This is a genomic window from Bacillus sp. FSL R5-0443 (assembly GCF_038608285.1).
Lineage (GTDB): Bacteria > Bacillota > Bacilli > Bacillales > Bacillaceae > Bacillus > Bacillus velezensis.
In genome coordinates this window covers 1,337,485-1,354,129 of record NZ_CP152013.1, presented here as the reverse complement: position 1 = coordinate 1,354,129, position 16,645 = coordinate 1,337,485, and the positions used below count along the sequence as shown (strand labels likewise).

Genomic DNA, 16,645 nt, shown 5'->3' with positions numbered 1-16,645 from the left:
ATACAGCCGTACTTGTCATCTGACAAGCACGGCGTATTTATATGCTTATTTTCCGATTTTCACAATATCTTTTTGTTCCCGTTTTACGGTACCTTCGGCCGAAAGCGAAATCGCTTCACCCTCGGCAAGATTTGTAAAGACAATCGGTGTCATTAATGAAGGAACATGAGGTTTAACCGCTTCAAGATCAACTTCAAGCAGCTTTTGCCCCGGTTCAACCCGGTCACCCTCAGAAACAAAAGAAGTGAATCCTTCGCCTTTCAGACTGACTGTGTCGATTCCGAAATGAATCAGGATCTCTCTTCCGCCGTCAGACTGAAGGCCGATCGCATGTTTTGTCGGGAAAACATTCAGCACTTTTCCGCGGACAGGCGATACGACGATTCCTTCTTCAGGAAGAATCGCAAAACCGTCACCCATCATTTTTCCTGAGAACACCTGGTCAGGCACATCGGTAATCGGATGGATTTCGCCGGTGATCGGAGAAGCGAACACTTCTTCACCCTGCTCGTTTCGGAGCGGATCTGCGATAACCTCTTCAACCTGCTGGCTGACTTCTTCTTGCGCGGATACTTTCGGTTCAGGGCGCGGCGTGCGTCCGGCGATAATATCCTGCATCTGTGTTTTTAAACCGTCAGAACGCGGGCCGAAAATGGCCTGAATGTTGTTTCCGACTTCAAGAACGCCTGAGGCGCCAAGCTGTTTCAGACGGGCCTTATCCACTTTCTTCTGGTCGTTGACCGTAACGCGAAGTCTCGTGATACAAGCGTCAAGGTGCTTAATGTTTTCCTGATCACCCATTGCCTGCAGGATTTCATAAGGAAGGTCGCCGGCTTCGCCTGAGGCGCCCGCACCTTCATCCGCAGCCTCTTCTTCACGGCCCGGCGTTTTCAGATTGAACTTTCTGATCGCAAACCGGAAACCGAAGTAGTAAATGACGGCTAATCCTAAGCCGACCGGAATGACAAGCCACCAAGCCGTCCGGTTAGGCAGAATTCCGAACAGGAAGTAGTCAATCAGACCGCCTGAGAAGGTCATACCGATTTTTACATGCAGCAGCTGCATAACCATAAAGGAAAGCCCCGCGAATACGCAGTGAATCGCAAACAGGATAGGAGCCACAAACAAGAATGAGAATTCAAGCGGCTCGGTAATTCCCGTTAAGAAACTTGTCAGAGCGGCAGAACCCATGATTCCGGCTACAAGTTTTTTCTTTTCAGGCTTCGCTTCATGATAGATTGCAAGCGCTGCCGCCGGAAGACCGAACATCATAAACGGATATTTCCCCGTCATAAATGTTCCCGCCGTCAGCTGTACGCCGTCTTTGATCTGAGCCATGAAAATCCGCTGATCTCCGCGGATGATGTCTCCGGCCGCATCTTTATAGCTGAAAAATTCATACCAGAACGGCGAGTAGAAAATGTGATGAAGACCGAACGGAATCAATGACCGCTCAATCATCCCGAAAATAAAGGCCGCCAAGGTTGGATTCGCTTCCACAAGACCCGTGGAGAAAGAATTCAGACCGTGCTGGATCGGAGGCCAGATCACTAACATAATAAGACCGAGAATTAATGCGGAAATTGATGTGATAATCGGGACGAACCGCTTACCCGCAAAGAATCCGAGGTACTGCGGAAGTTCAATTTTATAAAACTTGTTGAACAATAACGCGGCCAGAACCCCGACGATAATACCGCCGAACACGCCCGTCGCCAAAGTGGGTATCCCCAGCATGTTAATATAGGCCGGATGGTTTTCCGCAAAAAACTTTGCCCGTTCAATTTTGTCAGACGGAATACTGCCGTTTGCCATAAGCACGGCGCTCATGGATACGTTCATGACCAAGTATCCGATAATAGCCGCGATTCCGGCAACACCGTCTCCGTTGGCAAGACCGATCGCAACCCCTACTGCAAAAAGAAGCGGCAGGTTGTCAAATACGATTTGGCCGGCGCTTTCCATGACATTCGCTACAAGCTGAACGTTATCATTGCTTAAGAAGTGCATGACTTGAATCATATCTTTGTTCTGCATGGCATTCCCTAACGCAAGCAAGATCCCCGCAGCCGGTAAAATCGCAACCGGAAGCATAAGAGCACGGCCGATTTTCTGGAGAACGCCGAATAATGCTTTAAACATAAAAGATGTACCTCCTCTGTTAGCTAGTGTGACCTTACAGCGAAAATTCATGACAACGAATTCACTGGCGCAAGTCTTCAGTTTAACCGTTTACATTTGCCCTTTTACACAACAAAAAAGGCATGAGTAAAAAGGGTGTGCAAAATAACGGGACCGTTCTTCCCGTTTTTTACCCTCAATCACTCATGCCTGATCGAATCAGTGACACGTTTTTAAGGTTTCAACTGAAATTATGAAATTTTATTGGTTAATCGGTACAAATGAAGCGTGAGATAAACCGCTTCCGCCTCATGAACTGGTTTTTTCAGTATTTGCTGCAAGATTTTTATCAGTTTCCAAGCAGTATTGTAGCATAGCGGGTATTCATTTTTCAATAATAACATTAACTTTTCTGGTTCTTTTGTCTGCTCTTCCCGATTAATCCTGTCTATGGTAAATCTGATATGCCGGATCAGCCGCAAATAGTGGACGCTTTCTTTATTCACTTTCATCTGGAAAGATTCCTCAATCACCTGAACGAGCCGGGACATCAGCTGTGAATGCTGATTGACCTCTGAAAGGGGCCGATTCGTCAGGGCGGAGTGGATATGCAGAGCGATAAAGCCGATCTCTCCTTCCGGAAGGCAGATTCCCGTCTTTTCATTAATCATGCCGACGACTTCACGGGCAATTTGGAATTCTTCCGGATAAAGCGTTTCGGTTTCCATGAGAAACGGGTTTTTAATGTCAAAACCCTGCTGCAGCCGCTTAACCGCAAAGGCGATATGGTCAGTCAGCGCAATATGGATATGCTCATTTAACGGTTGGCTTGTCCGCTTCTTGATATGATAAATGACGTCATTGGAGATGTCGACAAGTGTCTCGTCCACATAACCGAGGAGCTTTTTAAATTGTTTTTGTTCTTTTTCATCCTTTAAGATGAACATCTTGTCATACCCTTTATCTTCAATGACATCCGCTTGTTTTTTTCCAAAGCCGATCCCTTTTCCGATTAAGACGACCTCACTGTATCTATCATGTGTTGCGATGAGCACATTGTTATTTAATACCTTTTCAACTGTAAAGGACCCCTTCATGATCCTCAGCTCCTTTGTCATTCAATACCTCATATCGTACAAAACGAACGGAAAGCGCGTCAATTCTTTTTTTAGACGGTTGATCGTTCAATAAGGCGGTAATCAAGAACTTTCCTTGCCGGAGGCCCGCCGCTGATCCGGTTCTCAAGCATGTGAAAAGCCTGCTTTCCCATTTCTTTTGTTTGTATATCTATTGTGGAAATACCTAACATCTTGCTGATATCATGATTGTCGATGCTCAAAATCGCAAGCTCTTCCGGGATGCGCGTCCCGTTTGCCTTGGCTTCAAGGTAAAGACCTGCGGATACTTGATCATTCGCCGCAAACAGCGCAGTCGGTTTGTCATCCCAGCTCTTCCATCTATGAAAAAGGGCTTTCCCGTCAAGCAGCGTCAGCGCCTTTTCCACAACCAGCTCTTCCCTGTAAGGCTGCCCGACCTTCTTGAGCGCTTCTTTGTATGCGGCGATGCGGACTTGACTGTTTTTTCCCTTTTTTCTGGCCAGGCTGATCGCTATTTTCCGGTGTCCTTTTTCTATCAGATAATCCAGACCGTGCCGAAATGCTTCCCGATGCGGATTACTGATGGAGGAAAGCCCTGCCGCATCAGTGTACTGGCAGAGGATGAGCGGTTCTTTCACGGTAAGCAGATGTTCATCAGGAATTGCTTTAGAGCAGATAATCAGGCCGTCCACTTGGCGCTCCTGTAATTGTGATAAAGCAAAACGTTCTTTTTGCTGCTGATAATCTGTCTGGTATAAAGAAAGATGCACGCCTGACGCTTCGGCAGCCTCGGCAATACCTGCAACAAGGTCTGCAAAATACGGCAGATTCACCGACGGAAGCACAACGCCGATCATATCGGAAAAACCTTTGGATAAATGTACAGCATGAATGTTGCGCGTATATCCGAGCGATTGCATCGCTTTTTTCACTCTTTCTCTTTTGTCCTTACTTACATAAGGATGATCGTTTAATACTCTTGATACCGTTGTAACGGAAACCCCGGCAGCGCCGGCAATGTCTCTGATCGTAGCCATGGCGTCCCCCTTTCTTTTTCCCTTGATCTGGAATGCGTTTCATACAGTAAGCTAGAAACAGAAACAGCCTATTCGTTTGAAAGGAGAAGAACAGCGATGGGGATTCTTTGCTTAATCGGTTTGTGTCTGGCCATAGTCGGCGGCAGTTACCTTGCCATGCGGCCCCTGAATGAAAAGCATGACATCAAACCATTTCAGCATTTTGATGATTTTTTCATTTAAAAGGTGATAAAAAAGGACGCTGCGTTCCAGAACCGTCCTTTTTTATCACAAAGCTTTCTATTTCAGAATCGTTAATTCTTTCGGATACTGCGTTAATGCTTCGGCGCCGTCTTTTGTGACGAACACATCGTCTTCAATGCGCACGCCGCCGACATCCGGCACGTAAATCCCCGGTTCTATCGTGTACACCATGCCTTCTTTGAGGAGTGTGTCGTTCGCGCTGCTCATTGATGGATATTCGTGAACCGAAATCCCGAGTCCGTGGCCGAGGCGGTGCGGGAAATAGTCTCCGTATCCGGCTTTTTCAATAATGCCGCGGGCTTTTAAATCGAGATCGCCGATTCTGACGCCTGGTTTGCTTAATTGAAGCGCCGCCTGTTCAGCTTTAAGCACCGTTTCGTAAATCTCTTCCTGTTTCGGGCTGATTGATTGGTATGCGAATGTCCTCGTAATGTCTGAACAGTAGCCATCAAGAATAACGCCCAGATCAAACAGAACGAAATCGCCTTTTTTCAACCGGTCTGCACCCGGATTTCCATGGGGCTGGCCTGATTTTTCCCCGAACAGCACCATCGTTGAAAATGACATGCCCTGCACACCTTTTTTCTTCAGCTCAAACTCAATCTGCGCGAGTACTTCGGTTTCACTCACACCCTCTTTAAGCGCCGCGACACCGACTTCAACTCCGTAATCCGCGAGTTTTGCCGCTTCCCTGAGAATGCTGATTTCCTTCTCATCTTTCACGAGACGGAATTGGTTGAGCGTTTCTTCTGCCGAAACAAATGCCGCGCCCCCTGAAGCTTGTTTGAGCTGTTCTGAGCGGGAAAGAGAGATCGAATCCTTTTCAACCGCGATGGAATCAAGCCGCACATTTCGTTTTGTGAGCTCGGCTTTGATCAGCTCCCACGGATCTTCGTGATCGCCGTAGCCGATAATACCATGCTCCCACCCGGCGCTGCGGGCTTGTCCGGCTTCCATTCCCGGACAAACGAAAAACGGCTCCTGTTCCTGAAACAGGAACAATCCCATTAACCGCTCATGCGGATCCGTGTAAAAATCAGTTAAATAAAATACGTTTTCCTTTGTATGTATAAATGCCGCATCATGTCCTTCTTTTTTCAGCCAAGATGAAACACGTTCTAATCTGTTCATTTTTTGCTTTTCCTCCTTACCAAAGTGACTCTTTATTCATTCTATCAGTTTTCCGGCGTTTATGCTGTGAACGAACATTAAAAAAACAGCCGCCCGATGTGCGGCTGTCATGTTTATTTTAATAATCTCAGTCCGTTCAGAATGACCAGAATCGTGCTCCCCTCATGCCCGATCACGCCAAACGGCAGTTCCATCACCTGCAGAAAGTTAGCGCAGATCAAAAGGCAGATGACCGAGAGCGAGAAAACAATATTCTGCTTAATAATTCGGTTCATTTTCCTTGAGAGTCTGCACATTTTCACAAGCTTGTGAAGATCATTTTTCATAAGGACTAAGTCAGCCGTTTCAAGGGCCACGTCCGTTCCCCCGCCCATCGCAATACCGACGTCAGCGGTTTTCAGAGCGGGCGCGTCATTAATGCCGTCCCCCACCATGGCGATTGTGCCGTACGTTTCTTTCAGCTTCTTCACTTCTTTTGCCTTTTGGTCCGGCAGACAATCGGCAACAACCGTCGTCATGCCCGCCTCTTTTGCAATGGCAGCCGCAGTTTCAGACTGATCGCCGGTGAGCATGGCTGTTTTAATACCCAGTGATTCAAGCTCAGCCATCACGGCTTTGGCTTCAGGTCGGATTTGATCCTTTAAGGCAAAGCAGCCCGCAATCCGGTCATCTTTTTTAACAAAGACCAGTGTAAAACCTTTATCCTTTAATTCTTTTCCCGATGTTTGCAAAAAAGCATCTGCCGCATCTTCACCTGCAAACCCCGCTTTTCCGACCATCCATTTGACGCCTTCTATTTCAGCCTGAACACCGAATCCGGACGTCTCCTCAATCGATAGATGTCCTGCGGGCGCGGCGCCCCGGCTTTCGGCAAATTCAGCTATCGCTTTTGCAAGCGGGTGGCTTGATTGCTTTTCTATCGCATACACCGCCTGCATGATCTCATCTTCACTCACATGTTCCGCAGCTTGAAATGTCGCGACTGCCGGCTGTCCCTTTGTGACCGTGCCGGTTTTGTCAAATGCGATCATCCGTACGCTTCCCAGCTGCTCTAAAAACACACTTCCTTTAACCAATAATCCGTTGCGGGCCCCATTTGAGATAAGGGAAAGCGCAGCGGGCATAATAGAAGCGACAAGCGCGCACGGGGAGGCGACCACCATAAACACCATCGCCCGGTAAAAGGTTTCACTCCAGCTCCAGCCTAAAGCGAAATGAGGAATGAATAAAAGCAAAGCCACGGCTAACAGCACGCCTTTGACATAGACACTTTCGAACCGCTCAATAAATGCCTGAGCCGGTGACACGCTGTTTTGGGCTGATTCCACCAGCCGGATGATTTTTCTGAATAAAGACTGTTCATTTGTTTTCGTCACACGAACCGTTAAGGAGCCGTTTCCATTTACCGTTCCTGTAAACACAGAATCTCCGGCTGTTTTTTCCGCCGGCATCGCTTCACCCGTAAGCGCCGATTCATCGAGGCTCGTCACGCCAGACTCAATGATCCCGTCTGCTGCTACGCGTTCGCCCGGCTTAATGACGATCATGTCACCGATCTTAAGTTCAGCAGCCGGCACCCGCTTTTCCCGTCCGTCCGCAAGCAGTGTCGCTTCCTCCGGCTCCAGTTTCATTAAAGATGTTAAATCACGGCTGCTTTTATTCATCGTATATGTTTCGAGCGCGCCGCTTAACGAAAAAATAAAGATAAGAACAGCGCCTTCAGCCCAATAACCGATCAGGGCGGAGCCGACAGCCGCAAAAATCATCAGCAGTTCCACATTTAACGCCTTCGTCTCAATGGTATCCTCAATTCCCTCTTTCGCTTTTGCAAATCCCCCGATCAGGAAGGCAAGGATATACAAAGTGACGGACAGGCCTTTTGTTTCGGTAAAAAACCAGGCCGCAAGAATAAGGACGCCGGATACGAGCGCCGCAATGAGTTCTGCATGCTGGAGCCACTTTTTTCCGGCCCGCTCTTCTTGTATGTGCTGTTGTGAATGGGTTTGTGTCATCACTTGTTCATTCATTATGAATCTCCTCTCTAATTGAGAACGCAAATCATCTTCAATTCCCCGATAAAAGCAAAACAGCCGCCTGACAGGCAGCATTTTCACAGTGTTATCGCAGTGTTTTCTTTATTATAGCATGCCGGCGGAAGATTTCAATTATAATTGTTTTAATTTCTTTTTGATAATAATTATCATTAGTGTTTCTTCAGCTGTTCATTATATGCAAAAAAGGTGCGGGAGGAATTCCTCCAGCACCTTTTTATTTCTCTGACCATTCTTTTAATTGTGAGGCGGTCATCGGACCGACGATCTTTTTTTCGATTTCTCCTTTTTCATTCAGCAGAAATGACGTGGGAATCGTCATGACATCGTATTCCTTCATAAGCTCGCCTTTCGTGTCAAGAACAATCGGGAAAGTGAGATGGTGCTGACTGACAAAGTTTTGAACGGTATTTTTGTTTCGCTCGGCATTCATCAAATTTACCGTTACAAGGCTTACATCATCGGACTGATGCTGTTCATAATACGTTTGGAACTGAGGCAGTTCTTTTTTGCACGGCGGACACCACGATGTCCAAAAATGCAAAATCGTTTTCTGCCCTTTATTCGGAATCGATATCTCGTCTCCTTCAATCGTCTTCATCAGAAACACGGCGGGAACTGCCTGTTTTTCTGATGAGGCTTTTGCTTCAGGCATCCAGACGGCGGCAGCTATCAAAAGGACTGCACATACAATTAGGCGGTTTTTATGCATATGATCTTCCTTTCACGCGTTTCGGATAGCTTGCCCTTCCTTATTGAAATGTATCAGCCTTTTCAGCTTTCGATCCGGGGCGCTGTTCTTCCGCCGCCCGTCAAAAACACGGAGACACCGAGGTCTTTGCAGATCGTCGCGTAATGTAAACTTGTCAGAAGAATCATGCCGGTATTCATGCCGAGTATAATGCCGAGCATTTGCAATTCCGGCATAGAACCGAGCACATACATCATCGAAAGCCCTACAATGCTGCTCCATACGTTATGATAAAACGCCGTTTTCACGTGGCCGATACCGATCAGACAGGCCTGAAGCGGCATCACAAACAGGTGAAAAAGAAAAAACGGCCACAAAAGCTGCAAATAATACTGCGCTTCCGGAGACTGAAAAAACAAATGGGTCAGCGGGCCCGCGAACTGAAACATGACCCAGACTGCCGGAATGCCGTAGCCGAATGTAATAAAAATCGCTTGTCTCAGCCGTTTCAGCACAATATCATATTGGGACAGCGCATACGCTTCTGAAATGCTGGGAATCATGACGACCATCAGCGAATGGGCGATAAACGCGGGAAACGAACCGATTGTCATCGCTACACCGGCAAGCATGCCGTATTGATCAATCGCGGCTGTCCCGGCTGCCCCGGACGCCAGCAGCGCTCCTTTCACTAAAAAGGGTTCAATGGCGTTTGTCACCGCATGAAATATACGAAGTCCCGTTGTCGGGATGGATACGGCCAGGAGGCGTTTCCGCACGTCTTTCCCGCGAAGATGAATGTGCTGATGGCCGGAAAGCGCCCTCCGCGCCAAAATAAACTGCGTATACAAGTAAACGAACACCACGACATCGCTTGCGACCAGCACAAATAATGAAATGAGCACGGCCATATCAATTTCAAAAGAATACCATTGAAAAAAGATAAACAGACAAAGCACTTGAATGATTTTTTTCATGACATTCGCAACCGCGATTTTTCCCATTTGCTGCACACCCATAAAATAACCTCTGGCGATGGATGTAAAAGCGACGACTGGAATCAGCCCGATGACAATCCCTTTAATAAACGGGTGATACGTATCGAATACAGGAATGAACGGCAGCGCGATGCTTGCGGCCGCGGTTGAAAACGCGGTAAAAACGGCGGTCATTCTGAAGGCATGCCGGAGCATGCTTTCATGCAGCTTCTGATTGGATTCCGCGATGAATTTTGAAATGGAGATCGGAAGCTCCAGACTGGCGATGACGATAATTAAAAAAATGGTGGGCAGAATGCTCATGTAAAGTCCCATCCCATGCTCGCCAAGCTCCCGCGCCAGTATCATATTCACGACAAATTCCAGACATTCCGCGAAAAAGGCGGCGATGGATAAAAGAATGATCCCTTTCACAAATCGATTCATGGTGTCTCTCCTTGTCTCTCGTTCTTCCATCATCATATGAGACAAGTTCTGAAAATATTTTCGATTTCTCAAAATTGAAAAAAGCATAGCCGGGATATTTTTGATCCCGCTATGCTTACATCGCAAATACGTGTCTGCCGATCCGTTCGATAATTTTCCGGGAACGGATCCAGTGGTCAGATGCCGTTTTCGGATTGTAGAAAAACAACGCGTCCGTTTCTCTGCCCGGATGGTCAAGCGCCTCATTTGCGGCGGCGATGGAATCCTTATCCGGCTTTTGATTAATACTTCCGTTTGCTACCGGTTCAAATGCATTCCTTTGATAGATCACGCCCCGAATGGTATCCGGGAAGCCGTTTTTTTCAGTGCGGTTCAGCACTACGCTGGCTACCGCAACCTTCCCTTTATAAGATTCACCTTTCGCTTCTGCGTGAACGAGACGTGACAGAAGTTGTCTGTCAGCGCGGGAATACGTTTTTTTCGGCGGCTGATAAGCCGTCTCTTCCGGTTCTGCTTTCTTCTCTTGGTGAGATGACAGCTTTATCGGTTGGATAGAATGCTTATGATCCGTTTTTGAAAGCTTCGGAACCGAGCTTTTTTTATTTAAATCAGCAACCAGTGTGCTGGGTTCTTGCTTTGGCTTCTTCGCAAAAGTAAACAGAGCTTCTGTATGTTCAATTTTTGATGCAGGCATAAAACATAGAAAAAAGACAGCCAAGGCAGCAAATTTTGTCGTCATACGATTTCCTCCTTAAATACTTCACTACCTTAACAAGAGCTGTGCGCAAATTCACGGTTAAAGATTTTCCAGTGCTCCCAATCAGCTTTTATGATGGAAGAAGTTCGTTAACAGCCTTGTTATTGGCAGGAAAACAGCCGTCATTTTCACAACATTAACCAAATAGCAGTAAAAGTATCCATCGGAGGGATTTTACATTTTGTTTACATCTGTTACAGCCAGATGAAATGAGAAACTAAGAAACAAAAAAAGACTCCTCAAGTGCGAGGAGCCGTCAGCTTCTTGGCTGTTCTAAATACTGGAAAACAACATCTCCGCCCTGCTGTGCAATACCGCGGAAATGCTTAAAATCTTCCTGCTTCGATAAAACTGCTCGAAATGCAAGAAAATGTTCTTTCTGCACCCTGAATTCTTTGACTTCCCCGGTGCGCATTTGGTTGATACATTCTGAAATTTCCTCAGGCAGCAACGAACACAGCCTCCTTTTCTCGGCTTTTTCCCGAAAATCAATATACCATCTTTCCCCCGCCGGGACAATGATTGAGCGGGCTGATACCCATATCGCTTTACTTCTTAAAGAAAATACTGCAAAATATTTTCAAACAGGATTTATGATAAAGGAGAGGAAGCTCGTGAAAATTGCTAAGGTTGGAAACGTCATTGAATTTAAAAACGGATTAACCGGTATTGTTGAAAAAGTAAATGAAAACTCCGTCATCGTTGATGTAACCATCATGGATAATTATCGTGACCTTGAATTAGATTCCCTCACTGTCGTCAACCATAAGAATTATAAAATCATCAGAGACTCCTATTAAACCCCCCGAACAATCCGAACCATTTACATATCCCGCACAAAAGCTGCCGCCCGGCAGCTTTTTCAAATGAATTCAGATCTCGGTCATTTCTACAAAAAAATCACCGGTCTCACCTTTATTGTAAAGATTTGTGACGGATGTATAGTAGTTGGTTATTTTACCGCGGAATTCAAGTCCACGCTCGGGCGCCTTGATGTCAAATGTTTTTTCATACAAAAGGACGGCAATATCATGATACGTTTCAGATGTCACCTTCAATACGAATGAAATCATGCGGCCGTTTTTGCCCGCACTTTCTTTACAATCATACATTTTCAGCCTTACACCGTTTAACTCTAACGGCTCCATAACGAACACTCCTTCTTTTTACAGGACATGCTATCATGCTGACCATTCCTTTACAATTGATCCGCTCCGAATGAGAAAAAACTGCGCAGGCCTTTACAAACGTATGTTCCCTATTTTATAATGAAACAGACGAGCTGCCATCCAGCACCCGTCACGTATTGAAGCGGCGAGTACACTCCCCCCGGGTTTACTCGTCTTTTTCTTTTCTCTTTTCCTTATAGAAGTTCTGTGCAAATATCATGCACCTTTTTGGCGGCGCGGCACAGACGAAAAATACCCCCGCTTAAAAGGCGGGGGTATTTGGTTATATCCCAAGACCGTACCCCGTCTGAAAATTAACGGTTGTCAATCGTCTCCGGATACATATCATGATTCATCATCCGATGTTCGGCCATTTTTTCATATTTTGTTCCCGGTCTGCCGTAGTTTGTATACGGGTCAATCGAGATTCCGCCTCTAGGCGTGAATTTACCCCATACTTCAATGTAGCGGAGGTCCATTAATTCGATCAAGTCATTCATGATGATGTTCATGCAGTCCTCGTGGAAGAAAAGGCAGGTCAAAGTCTTGTCCCATAAGTACTTGCTCTAGCATTAATCATGAAGTCACACCAATTTCACACCTTACCAAACGATTGATTTTAACCTTTTTTGGGGACTATTTGTAATCTCTGCGCAGTGAAATTATACCTGTGCTAGCCCGCCATCTACGAACAATTCAACACCCGTCAAGTAACTGCTTTCGTCTGAAGCAAGGAAAGATACAGCGTTTGCTACTTCTTCAGGGGTCCCAACTTTTCCAGCTGGAACAGTATTTCTGGCATTTTCCATTGCTCCTTCAAGTGCATCACCAAAAAGCTCATCGTATGCAGGTGTAAGAATAACTCCTGGACTCACCACATTTACACGGATTTCAGTACCTTTTAGGTCAAGAATCCAGTTGCGAACTAGTGCTCTTAATGCTGCTTTAGATGCTCCATATACACTAAACGCTGGGTTGCCAATTGATCCAGCAGTAGAGCCCGTTACAATAATAGAACCTACTTTGTCCGGGAATAGTGATAACGCTTTTTGAACAGTAAAGATGGTTCCTTTAACGTTAATGTCGAACGTTCTATCAACCTGCTCTTCAGTAATTTCACCTAATGGAAGGAAGTTGCCGGTGCCTGCATTAGCAAAAAGAATGTCCAACTTACCTTTTTCCTGCTTTATCATGTCATATAGTTTGTCTAAGTCTTCAAGCTTAGAAATATCACCTTGAACACCGGTTACGTTCTTGCCAATTTGGTTAACAGCTTTATCAAGTTCGTTTTGTCTACGTCCCGTGATATAAACATATGCACCTTCGTTTACAAATTTTTGTGCTGCAGCAAGACCAATCCCACTTGTTCCACCCGTTACAAGCGCTATTTTACCTTCAAATTTACCCATACTTAACACTCCTTTAGAATTGATTTTATTTTATGTCTAGTACCTTTAAGTACTTGAAGAACAACCTACAAGATATAGTATCCTTCAGTAAGCACATTATCGGAAGTACCCACTTTTTTGTGATATAGTAACTAAAAAGTAATAAATGTGGAATGGAGAGCTTTAGACATGAAAAAATTCAGCTGCGGGTTTGAAGTGACAAAGGAAGTGATTGGCGGAAAATGGAAAGGCCTTGTATTATACTTTTTAATGAATGGACCAAAGAGAACGAGTGAATTAAAGCGCATTATCCCAAATATAACTCAGAAAATGCTGATTCAAACACTTAGAGAGCTTGAGGCCAGTGGACTTGTGACCAGAAAGATGTATAATCAAGTACCGCCGAAGGTTGAATATTCATCCACTGAACTTGGAGAATCACTTAAACCTATCTTGCAGGAACTCTGTCAATGGGGAGTCCATTATGCGGAACAAGAGTATGCAGAAGGTGAATATGAAATTGTACAACCAGAACAACTAAAGTTAGAATTGATGTAGCTGCTGAAGTAAATGCTAAACAACTTCAATACCATCACCTCACAGATGAAGAACAGTCAGAAATAAATGAGATATTCAATTTTGAAAGTGAAGTTCTAATCAGAAGTGGCATGGGCGGAGAACTTTGATGAAATTCAAAAAAGAGCTGTTTCAAATGTTAAAGAGAAGGTTCGAAACTTAGACAAAAAATAAATGAAGATATTGATAATAATATTTAATGCCTATGATCTCTAGATAGGCATTTTTTCTTTTGGGATAAAAAAGAAAAGACGTACAAATTGTACGCCTTAATCTGCTTGTGTACTATCAATTTTTCACTGCATAAAAGTTACAGTTCAGGTTGCACCTCAGGTCACACTTTTTAATACAATTCCCATGAGTAGAGCCATTTTCAGGTGTGACTTTTCCCACTTTTAGTGTGACTCCACTTCGTTTCACACTCCGTATCACACAACGGAATAATTACCGATTATCAATCGTCTCCGGGTACATATCATGATTCATCATCCGATGTTCGGCCATTTTTTCATATTTTGTTCCCGGTCTGCCGTAGTTTGTATACGGGTCAATCGAGATTCCGCCTCTTGGCGTGAATTTGCCCCATACTTCAATGTAGCGGGGGTCCATTAATTCGATCAAATCATTCATGATGATGTTCATGCAGTCCTCGTGGAAATCTCCGTGGTTGCGGAAGCTGAAAAGATACAGCTTCAGCGATTTGCTTTCCACCATTTTTTCGTCCGGAATATAGCTGATGTAGATGGTTGCAAAATCCGGCTGTCCCGTTTTCGGGCAAAGCGACGTAAATTCCGGGCAGTTGAATTTAACGAAATAATCACGGTTCACGTGTTTATTCGGAAATGATTCCAAAACCTCCGGCGCATATTCAAATAAATAGTTTGTCCCTTGATTCCCCAGGAGCGTAACTCCTTCTAATTCTGATTCTTTTCTTGTCATATAAATCTCCCTTTCTATTAAACTCCCCGTTTATTGCCCCAAAGCAATGTATGCAGCTGAGGCAGGACTCTGACGAGATTCAGATCCGAATCGGCTGAAACCTTATCAACGAGTGTTTCGTATTTTCCGAGCAGATGTGCGATCAATGCCCGGTCGTCCGTCGTATGGACGTTATCATTTCCGACCTGAAGATAAAACGGAATATTCGGATACCGCTTGTGCACGGTTTTCGCGAATTGCAGATCTTCATCATTAAAAATGACGACCTTTAAGCTGACCGCGTTAAGCCTTTCTGCCGCATCAAGCGAAGACACAATGTGATCGAGCTTTGCAAAATCGGTTGTCATCCCCGAACTTGGCGGCTTCGGTGAAATCGTCAGGTCGTTAATCATTGTGAACCAATCCTGATAGACCGTTCCCTGCGTTTCTAAAGCGGCGCGCACCCCGTGCTCTTTCAGCAGCAGAATCAGCGCGTCAAGCTGCTTTAACAGCGCCGGGTTTCCTCCTGAGATGGTGACATGGGAAAAAGCGTCTCCGCCGATTTCTCTCAGCTCGCGGTAAATGTCTTCCGCCGTCATCCAGCGGATATCTTTTTTGGCAGAGCCGTCCCATGTAAAAGCGGAGTCGCACCAGCTGCAGGAGTAGTCGCAGCCCGCCGTGCGGACGAACATGGTTTTCTGGCCGATAACCATGCCCTCCCCTTGTATCGTCGGTCCGAAAATTTCTAATACCGGAATTCCTTTAGCCATTCCTATCACCTTTTTTCGGGCGGTATACGCAATAGCTTGTCGGGGTTTCCCTGACAAAAATCTGCACGCAGACCGGCTGATTCTCCAGTGTTTCGAGGTAGGACTGCACCTTATCGTAAATCGTTTTGGCCACGACCTCGGTCGTCGGCAGTGAATATCTGTCATCATCAGCAGAAAACTCGTCATGGTCATTCAGCAATGTATGGTCATAAGCGCCGTGCACCAATTTCTTCAGCACGCTGAAATTCACGAGAAAGCCCGAATCGTCCAGTTCATCCCCCGCAACTGTAATATTTACTGTATACGTGTGCCCGTGGACTCTGCTGCACGCTCCGGCGCTTTCGCGGGGAATAAAGTGCGCGGCTGAGATGTGCATGTCCTTATTCAACTCAAACGAATAAGGATGCTGAACCTGCGGGTAAATTTGAGAAAGCAATTAGTTCCGCTCTCCTTTCATTTTCATATATTCATCATATCCTTTATTGCGGAGCAGGCATGCCGGGCATTCGCCGCATCCGTCCGCAATGATGCCGTTATAGCAAGTCAGTGTGTTATTCTTTACAAAATCAAGCGCGCCGAGCTCATCAGCAAGTTTCCACGTTTCTGCTTTGTTCAGCCACATAAGCGGCGTATGAATGACGAACGGCTTTTCCATCGCCAGGTTGACGGTGACATTGCAGGATTTGACGAACTCGTCACGGCAGTCCGGGTAGCCGCTGAAATCAGTCTCGCAAACACCGGTGATAATGTGGCGCGCGCCGATTTGATATGCAAGAATCGATGCAAAGGATAAAAATACAAGGTTGCGTCCCGGCACAAAGGTTGTCGGCAGTTCCCCGTCCTTCGCTTCAATTTCGATATCATCTCTTGTCAGCGCATTCGGCGCGAGCTGATTTAAAAGAGACATATCAAGCAAGTGATTTTTGACACCGAGCTTTTCGGCAATCGATTTTGCCACATCGATTTCTTCTTGGTGACGCTGATTATAATGGAATGTAACGGTTTCCACTTCTTCAAAGTTTTGCAAAGCCCATAATAAACAAGTCGTGCTGTCTTGGCCTCCGCTGAACACCACAACTGCTTTTTCTTTTTTCATGTCTTTCTCTCCCTTATCTATCATTCCATAAAAAAAGCGCCTTTTTCGGAGAAGGCGCCCTAAAAAACATAAAAAAACCGTATCCAAGGATACAGCTCGTCCTTAGTTTTTTATAGAGGGTGTAGCTAGAACCTCTCCCGCATCAATACGGATTTTCTTCTTTTTTCACTTTTGCT

The 16,645-nt window shown here is 45.6% G+C and carries 18 protein-coding genes, 1 pseudogene and 1 riboswitch; of the genes and pseudogenes, 3 read left to right on the top strand and 16 right to left on the bottom strand.

Translation table 11 applies throughout. The annotated features are described in order from the left end of the window. Positions 1 to 45 precede the first annotated feature (45 nt). The 3 genes from ptsG to NYE28_RS07045 form a co-directional block, all read right to left on the bottom strand. Positions 46 to 2,142, bottom strand: coding sequence for a glucose-specific PTS transporter subunit IIBC (gene ptsG / locus NYE28_RS07055; protein ID WP_007409599.1), 2,097 nt, complete (start codon positions 2,140 to 2,142; stop codon positions 46 to 48). A 230-nt stretch (positions 2,143 to 2,372) separates the two neighbouring features. Beyond that, the gene (gene glcT / locus NYE28_RS07050) at positions 2,373 to 3,239 is read right to left on the bottom strand and encodes a ptsGHI operon transcription antiterminator GlcT (protein ID WP_012117426.1); all 867 of its coding nucleotides are present in this window, start codon (positions 3,237 to 3,239) and stop codon (positions 2,373 to 2,375) included. Positions 3,240 to 3,289: 50 nt separating this feature from the next. After that, positions 3,290 to 4,255: a LacI family DNA-binding transcriptional regulator gene (locus NYE28_RS07045; protein ID WP_251257126.1), complete on the bottom strand. Its 966-nt coding sequence runs from the start codon at positions 4,253 to 4,255 to the stop codon at positions 3,290 to 3,292. A gap of 96 nt (positions 4,256 to 4,351) precedes the next feature. Between NYE28_RS07045 and NYE28_RS07040 the strand changes: the two genes are divergently transcribed. Then, positions 4,352 to 4,477: a hypothetical protein gene (locus NYE28_RS07040; RefSeq protein ID WP_014721086.1), complete on the top strand. Its 126-nt coding sequence runs from the start codon at positions 4,352 to 4,354 to the stop codon at positions 4,475 to 4,477. A gap of 57 nt (positions 4,478 to 4,534) precedes the next feature. Here the strand turns inward: NYE28_RS07040 and NYE28_RS07035 are convergent, their stop codons facing one another. From NYE28_RS07035 to NYE28_RS07010, 6 genes are all read right to left on the bottom strand, one after another. Then, positions 4,535 to 5,629: a Xaa-Pro peptidase family protein gene (locus NYE28_RS07035; protein WP_007611047.1), complete on the bottom strand. Its 1,095-nt coding sequence runs from the start codon at positions 5,627 to 5,629 to the stop codon at positions 4,535 to 4,537. Positions 5,630 to 5,742: 113 nt separating this feature from the next. Next, positions 5,743 to 7,656, bottom strand: a complete 1,914-nt coding sequence (locus NYE28_RS07030) for a heavy metal translocating P-type ATPase (RefSeq protein WP_337681107.1) — start codon at positions 7,654 to 7,656, stop codon at positions 5,743 to 5,745. Positions 7,657 to 7,897: 241 nt separating this feature from the next. Continuing rightward, positions 7,898 to 8,392, bottom strand: coding sequence for an endospore biogenesis thiol-disulfide oxidoreductase StoA (gene stoA, locus NYE28_RS07025; protein ID WP_007409594.1), 495 nt, complete (start codon positions 8,390 to 8,392; stop codon positions 7,898 to 7,900). 62 nt (positions 8,393 to 8,454) lie between these two features. After that, the gene (locus NYE28_RS07020) at positions 8,455 to 9,795 is read right to left on the bottom strand and encodes a polysaccharide biosynthesis protein (protein ID WP_007409593.1); all 1,341 of its coding nucleotides are present in this window, start codon (positions 9,793 to 9,795) and stop codon (positions 8,455 to 8,457) included. 115 nt (positions 9,796 to 9,910) lie between these two features. Continuing rightward, the gene (locus tag NYE28_RS07015) at positions 9,911 to 10,534 is read right to left on the bottom strand and encodes a cell wall hydrolase (protein WP_025284651.1); all 624 of its coding nucleotides are present in this window, start codon (positions 10,532 to 10,534) and stop codon (positions 9,911 to 9,913) included. A 274-nt stretch (positions 10,535 to 10,808) separates the two neighbouring features. Beyond that, on the bottom strand, positions 10,809 to 11,003 hold the full coding sequence (locus NYE28_RS07010) for a hypothetical protein (protein WP_059367104.1): 195 nt from the start codon (positions 11,001 to 11,003) through the stop codon (positions 10,809 to 10,811). 163 nt (positions 11,004 to 11,166) lie between these two features. On the opposite strand from NYE28_RS07010, the gene NYE28_RS07005 reads away from it, so the two are divergent. After that, on the top strand, positions 11,167 to 11,352 hold the full coding sequence (locus tag NYE28_RS07005) for a YkvS family protein (protein ID WP_003154669.1): 186 nt from the start codon (positions 11,167 to 11,169) through the stop codon (positions 11,350 to 11,352). A gap of 72 nt (positions 11,353 to 11,424) precedes the next feature. Here the strand turns inward: NYE28_RS07005 and NYE28_RS07000 are convergent, their stop codons facing one another. From NYE28_RS07000 to NYE28_RS06990, 3 genes and pseudogenes are all read right to left on the bottom strand, one after another. Then, complete coding sequence (locus NYE28_RS07000) at positions 11,425 to 11,700, bottom strand: DUF3219 family protein (RefSeq protein WP_059367106.1); 276 nt, start codon at positions 11,698 to 11,700, stop codon at positions 11,425 to 11,427. Between the two features lie 335 nt (positions 11,701 to 12,035). Beyond that, positions 12,036 to 12,248: pseudogene (locus NYE28_RS06995) on the bottom strand (7-cyano-7-deazaguanine reductase); the annotation flags it as partial. A 135-nt stretch (positions 12,249 to 12,383) separates the two neighbouring features. Then, positions 12,384 to 13,130: a glucose 1-dehydrogenase gene (locus NYE28_RS06990; protein WP_160223015.1), complete on the bottom strand. Its 747-nt coding sequence runs from the start codon at positions 13,128 to 13,130 to the stop codon at positions 12,384 to 12,386. Between the two features lie 168 nt (positions 13,131 to 13,298). On the opposite strand from NYE28_RS06990, the gene NYE28_RS06985 reads away from it, so the two are divergent. Continuing rightward, positions 13,299 to 13,667: a winged helix-turn-helix transcriptional regulator gene (locus NYE28_RS06985; RefSeq protein WP_168985026.1), complete on the top strand. Its 369-nt coding sequence runs from the start codon at positions 13,299 to 13,301 to the stop codon at positions 13,665 to 13,667. A 462-nt stretch (positions 13,668 to 14,129) separates the two neighbouring features. Here NYE28_RS06985 and queF read toward each other — a convergent pair whose 3' ends face one another. The 4 genes from queF to queC are packed head-to-tail and all read right to left on the bottom strand — an operon-like array spanning position 14,130 to position 16,469. Then, complete coding sequence (gene queF / locus NYE28_RS06980) at positions 14,130 to 14,624, bottom strand: preQ(1) synthase (protein ID WP_003154673.1); 495 nt, start codon at positions 14,622 to 14,624, stop codon at positions 14,130 to 14,132. A gap of 17 nt (positions 14,625 to 14,641) precedes the next feature. Further along, positions 14,642 to 15,373 carry a 7-carboxy-7-deazaguanine synthase QueE gene (queE, locus tag NYE28_RS06975; RefSeq protein WP_003154676.1) on the bottom strand — a complete coding sequence of 244 codons (732 nt, stop codon included), beginning with the start codon at positions 15,371 to 15,373 and terminating at the stop codon, positions 14,642 to 14,644. Beyond that, complete coding sequence (gene queD / locus NYE28_RS06970; RefSeq protein WP_007408455.1) at positions 15,366 to 15,809, bottom strand: 6-carboxytetrahydropterin synthase QueD; 444 nt, start codon at positions 15,807 to 15,809, stop codon at positions 15,366 to 15,368. The genes queE and queD overlap by 8 nt, the downstream gene beginning before the upstream one ends. Further along, positions 15,810 to 16,469 (bottom strand): 7-cyano-7-deazaguanine synthase QueC, encoded by a 660-nt coding sequence (queC, locus tag NYE28_RS06965; protein WP_003154679.1) that lies wholly within the window; start codon positions 16,467 to 16,469, stop codon positions 15,810 to 15,812. A gap of 96 nt (positions 16,470 to 16,565) precedes the next feature. Beyond that, a riboswitch (PreQ1 riboswitch) is annotated at positions 16,566 to 16,610 on the bottom strand. Positions 16,611 to 16,645 lie beyond the last annotated feature (35 nt).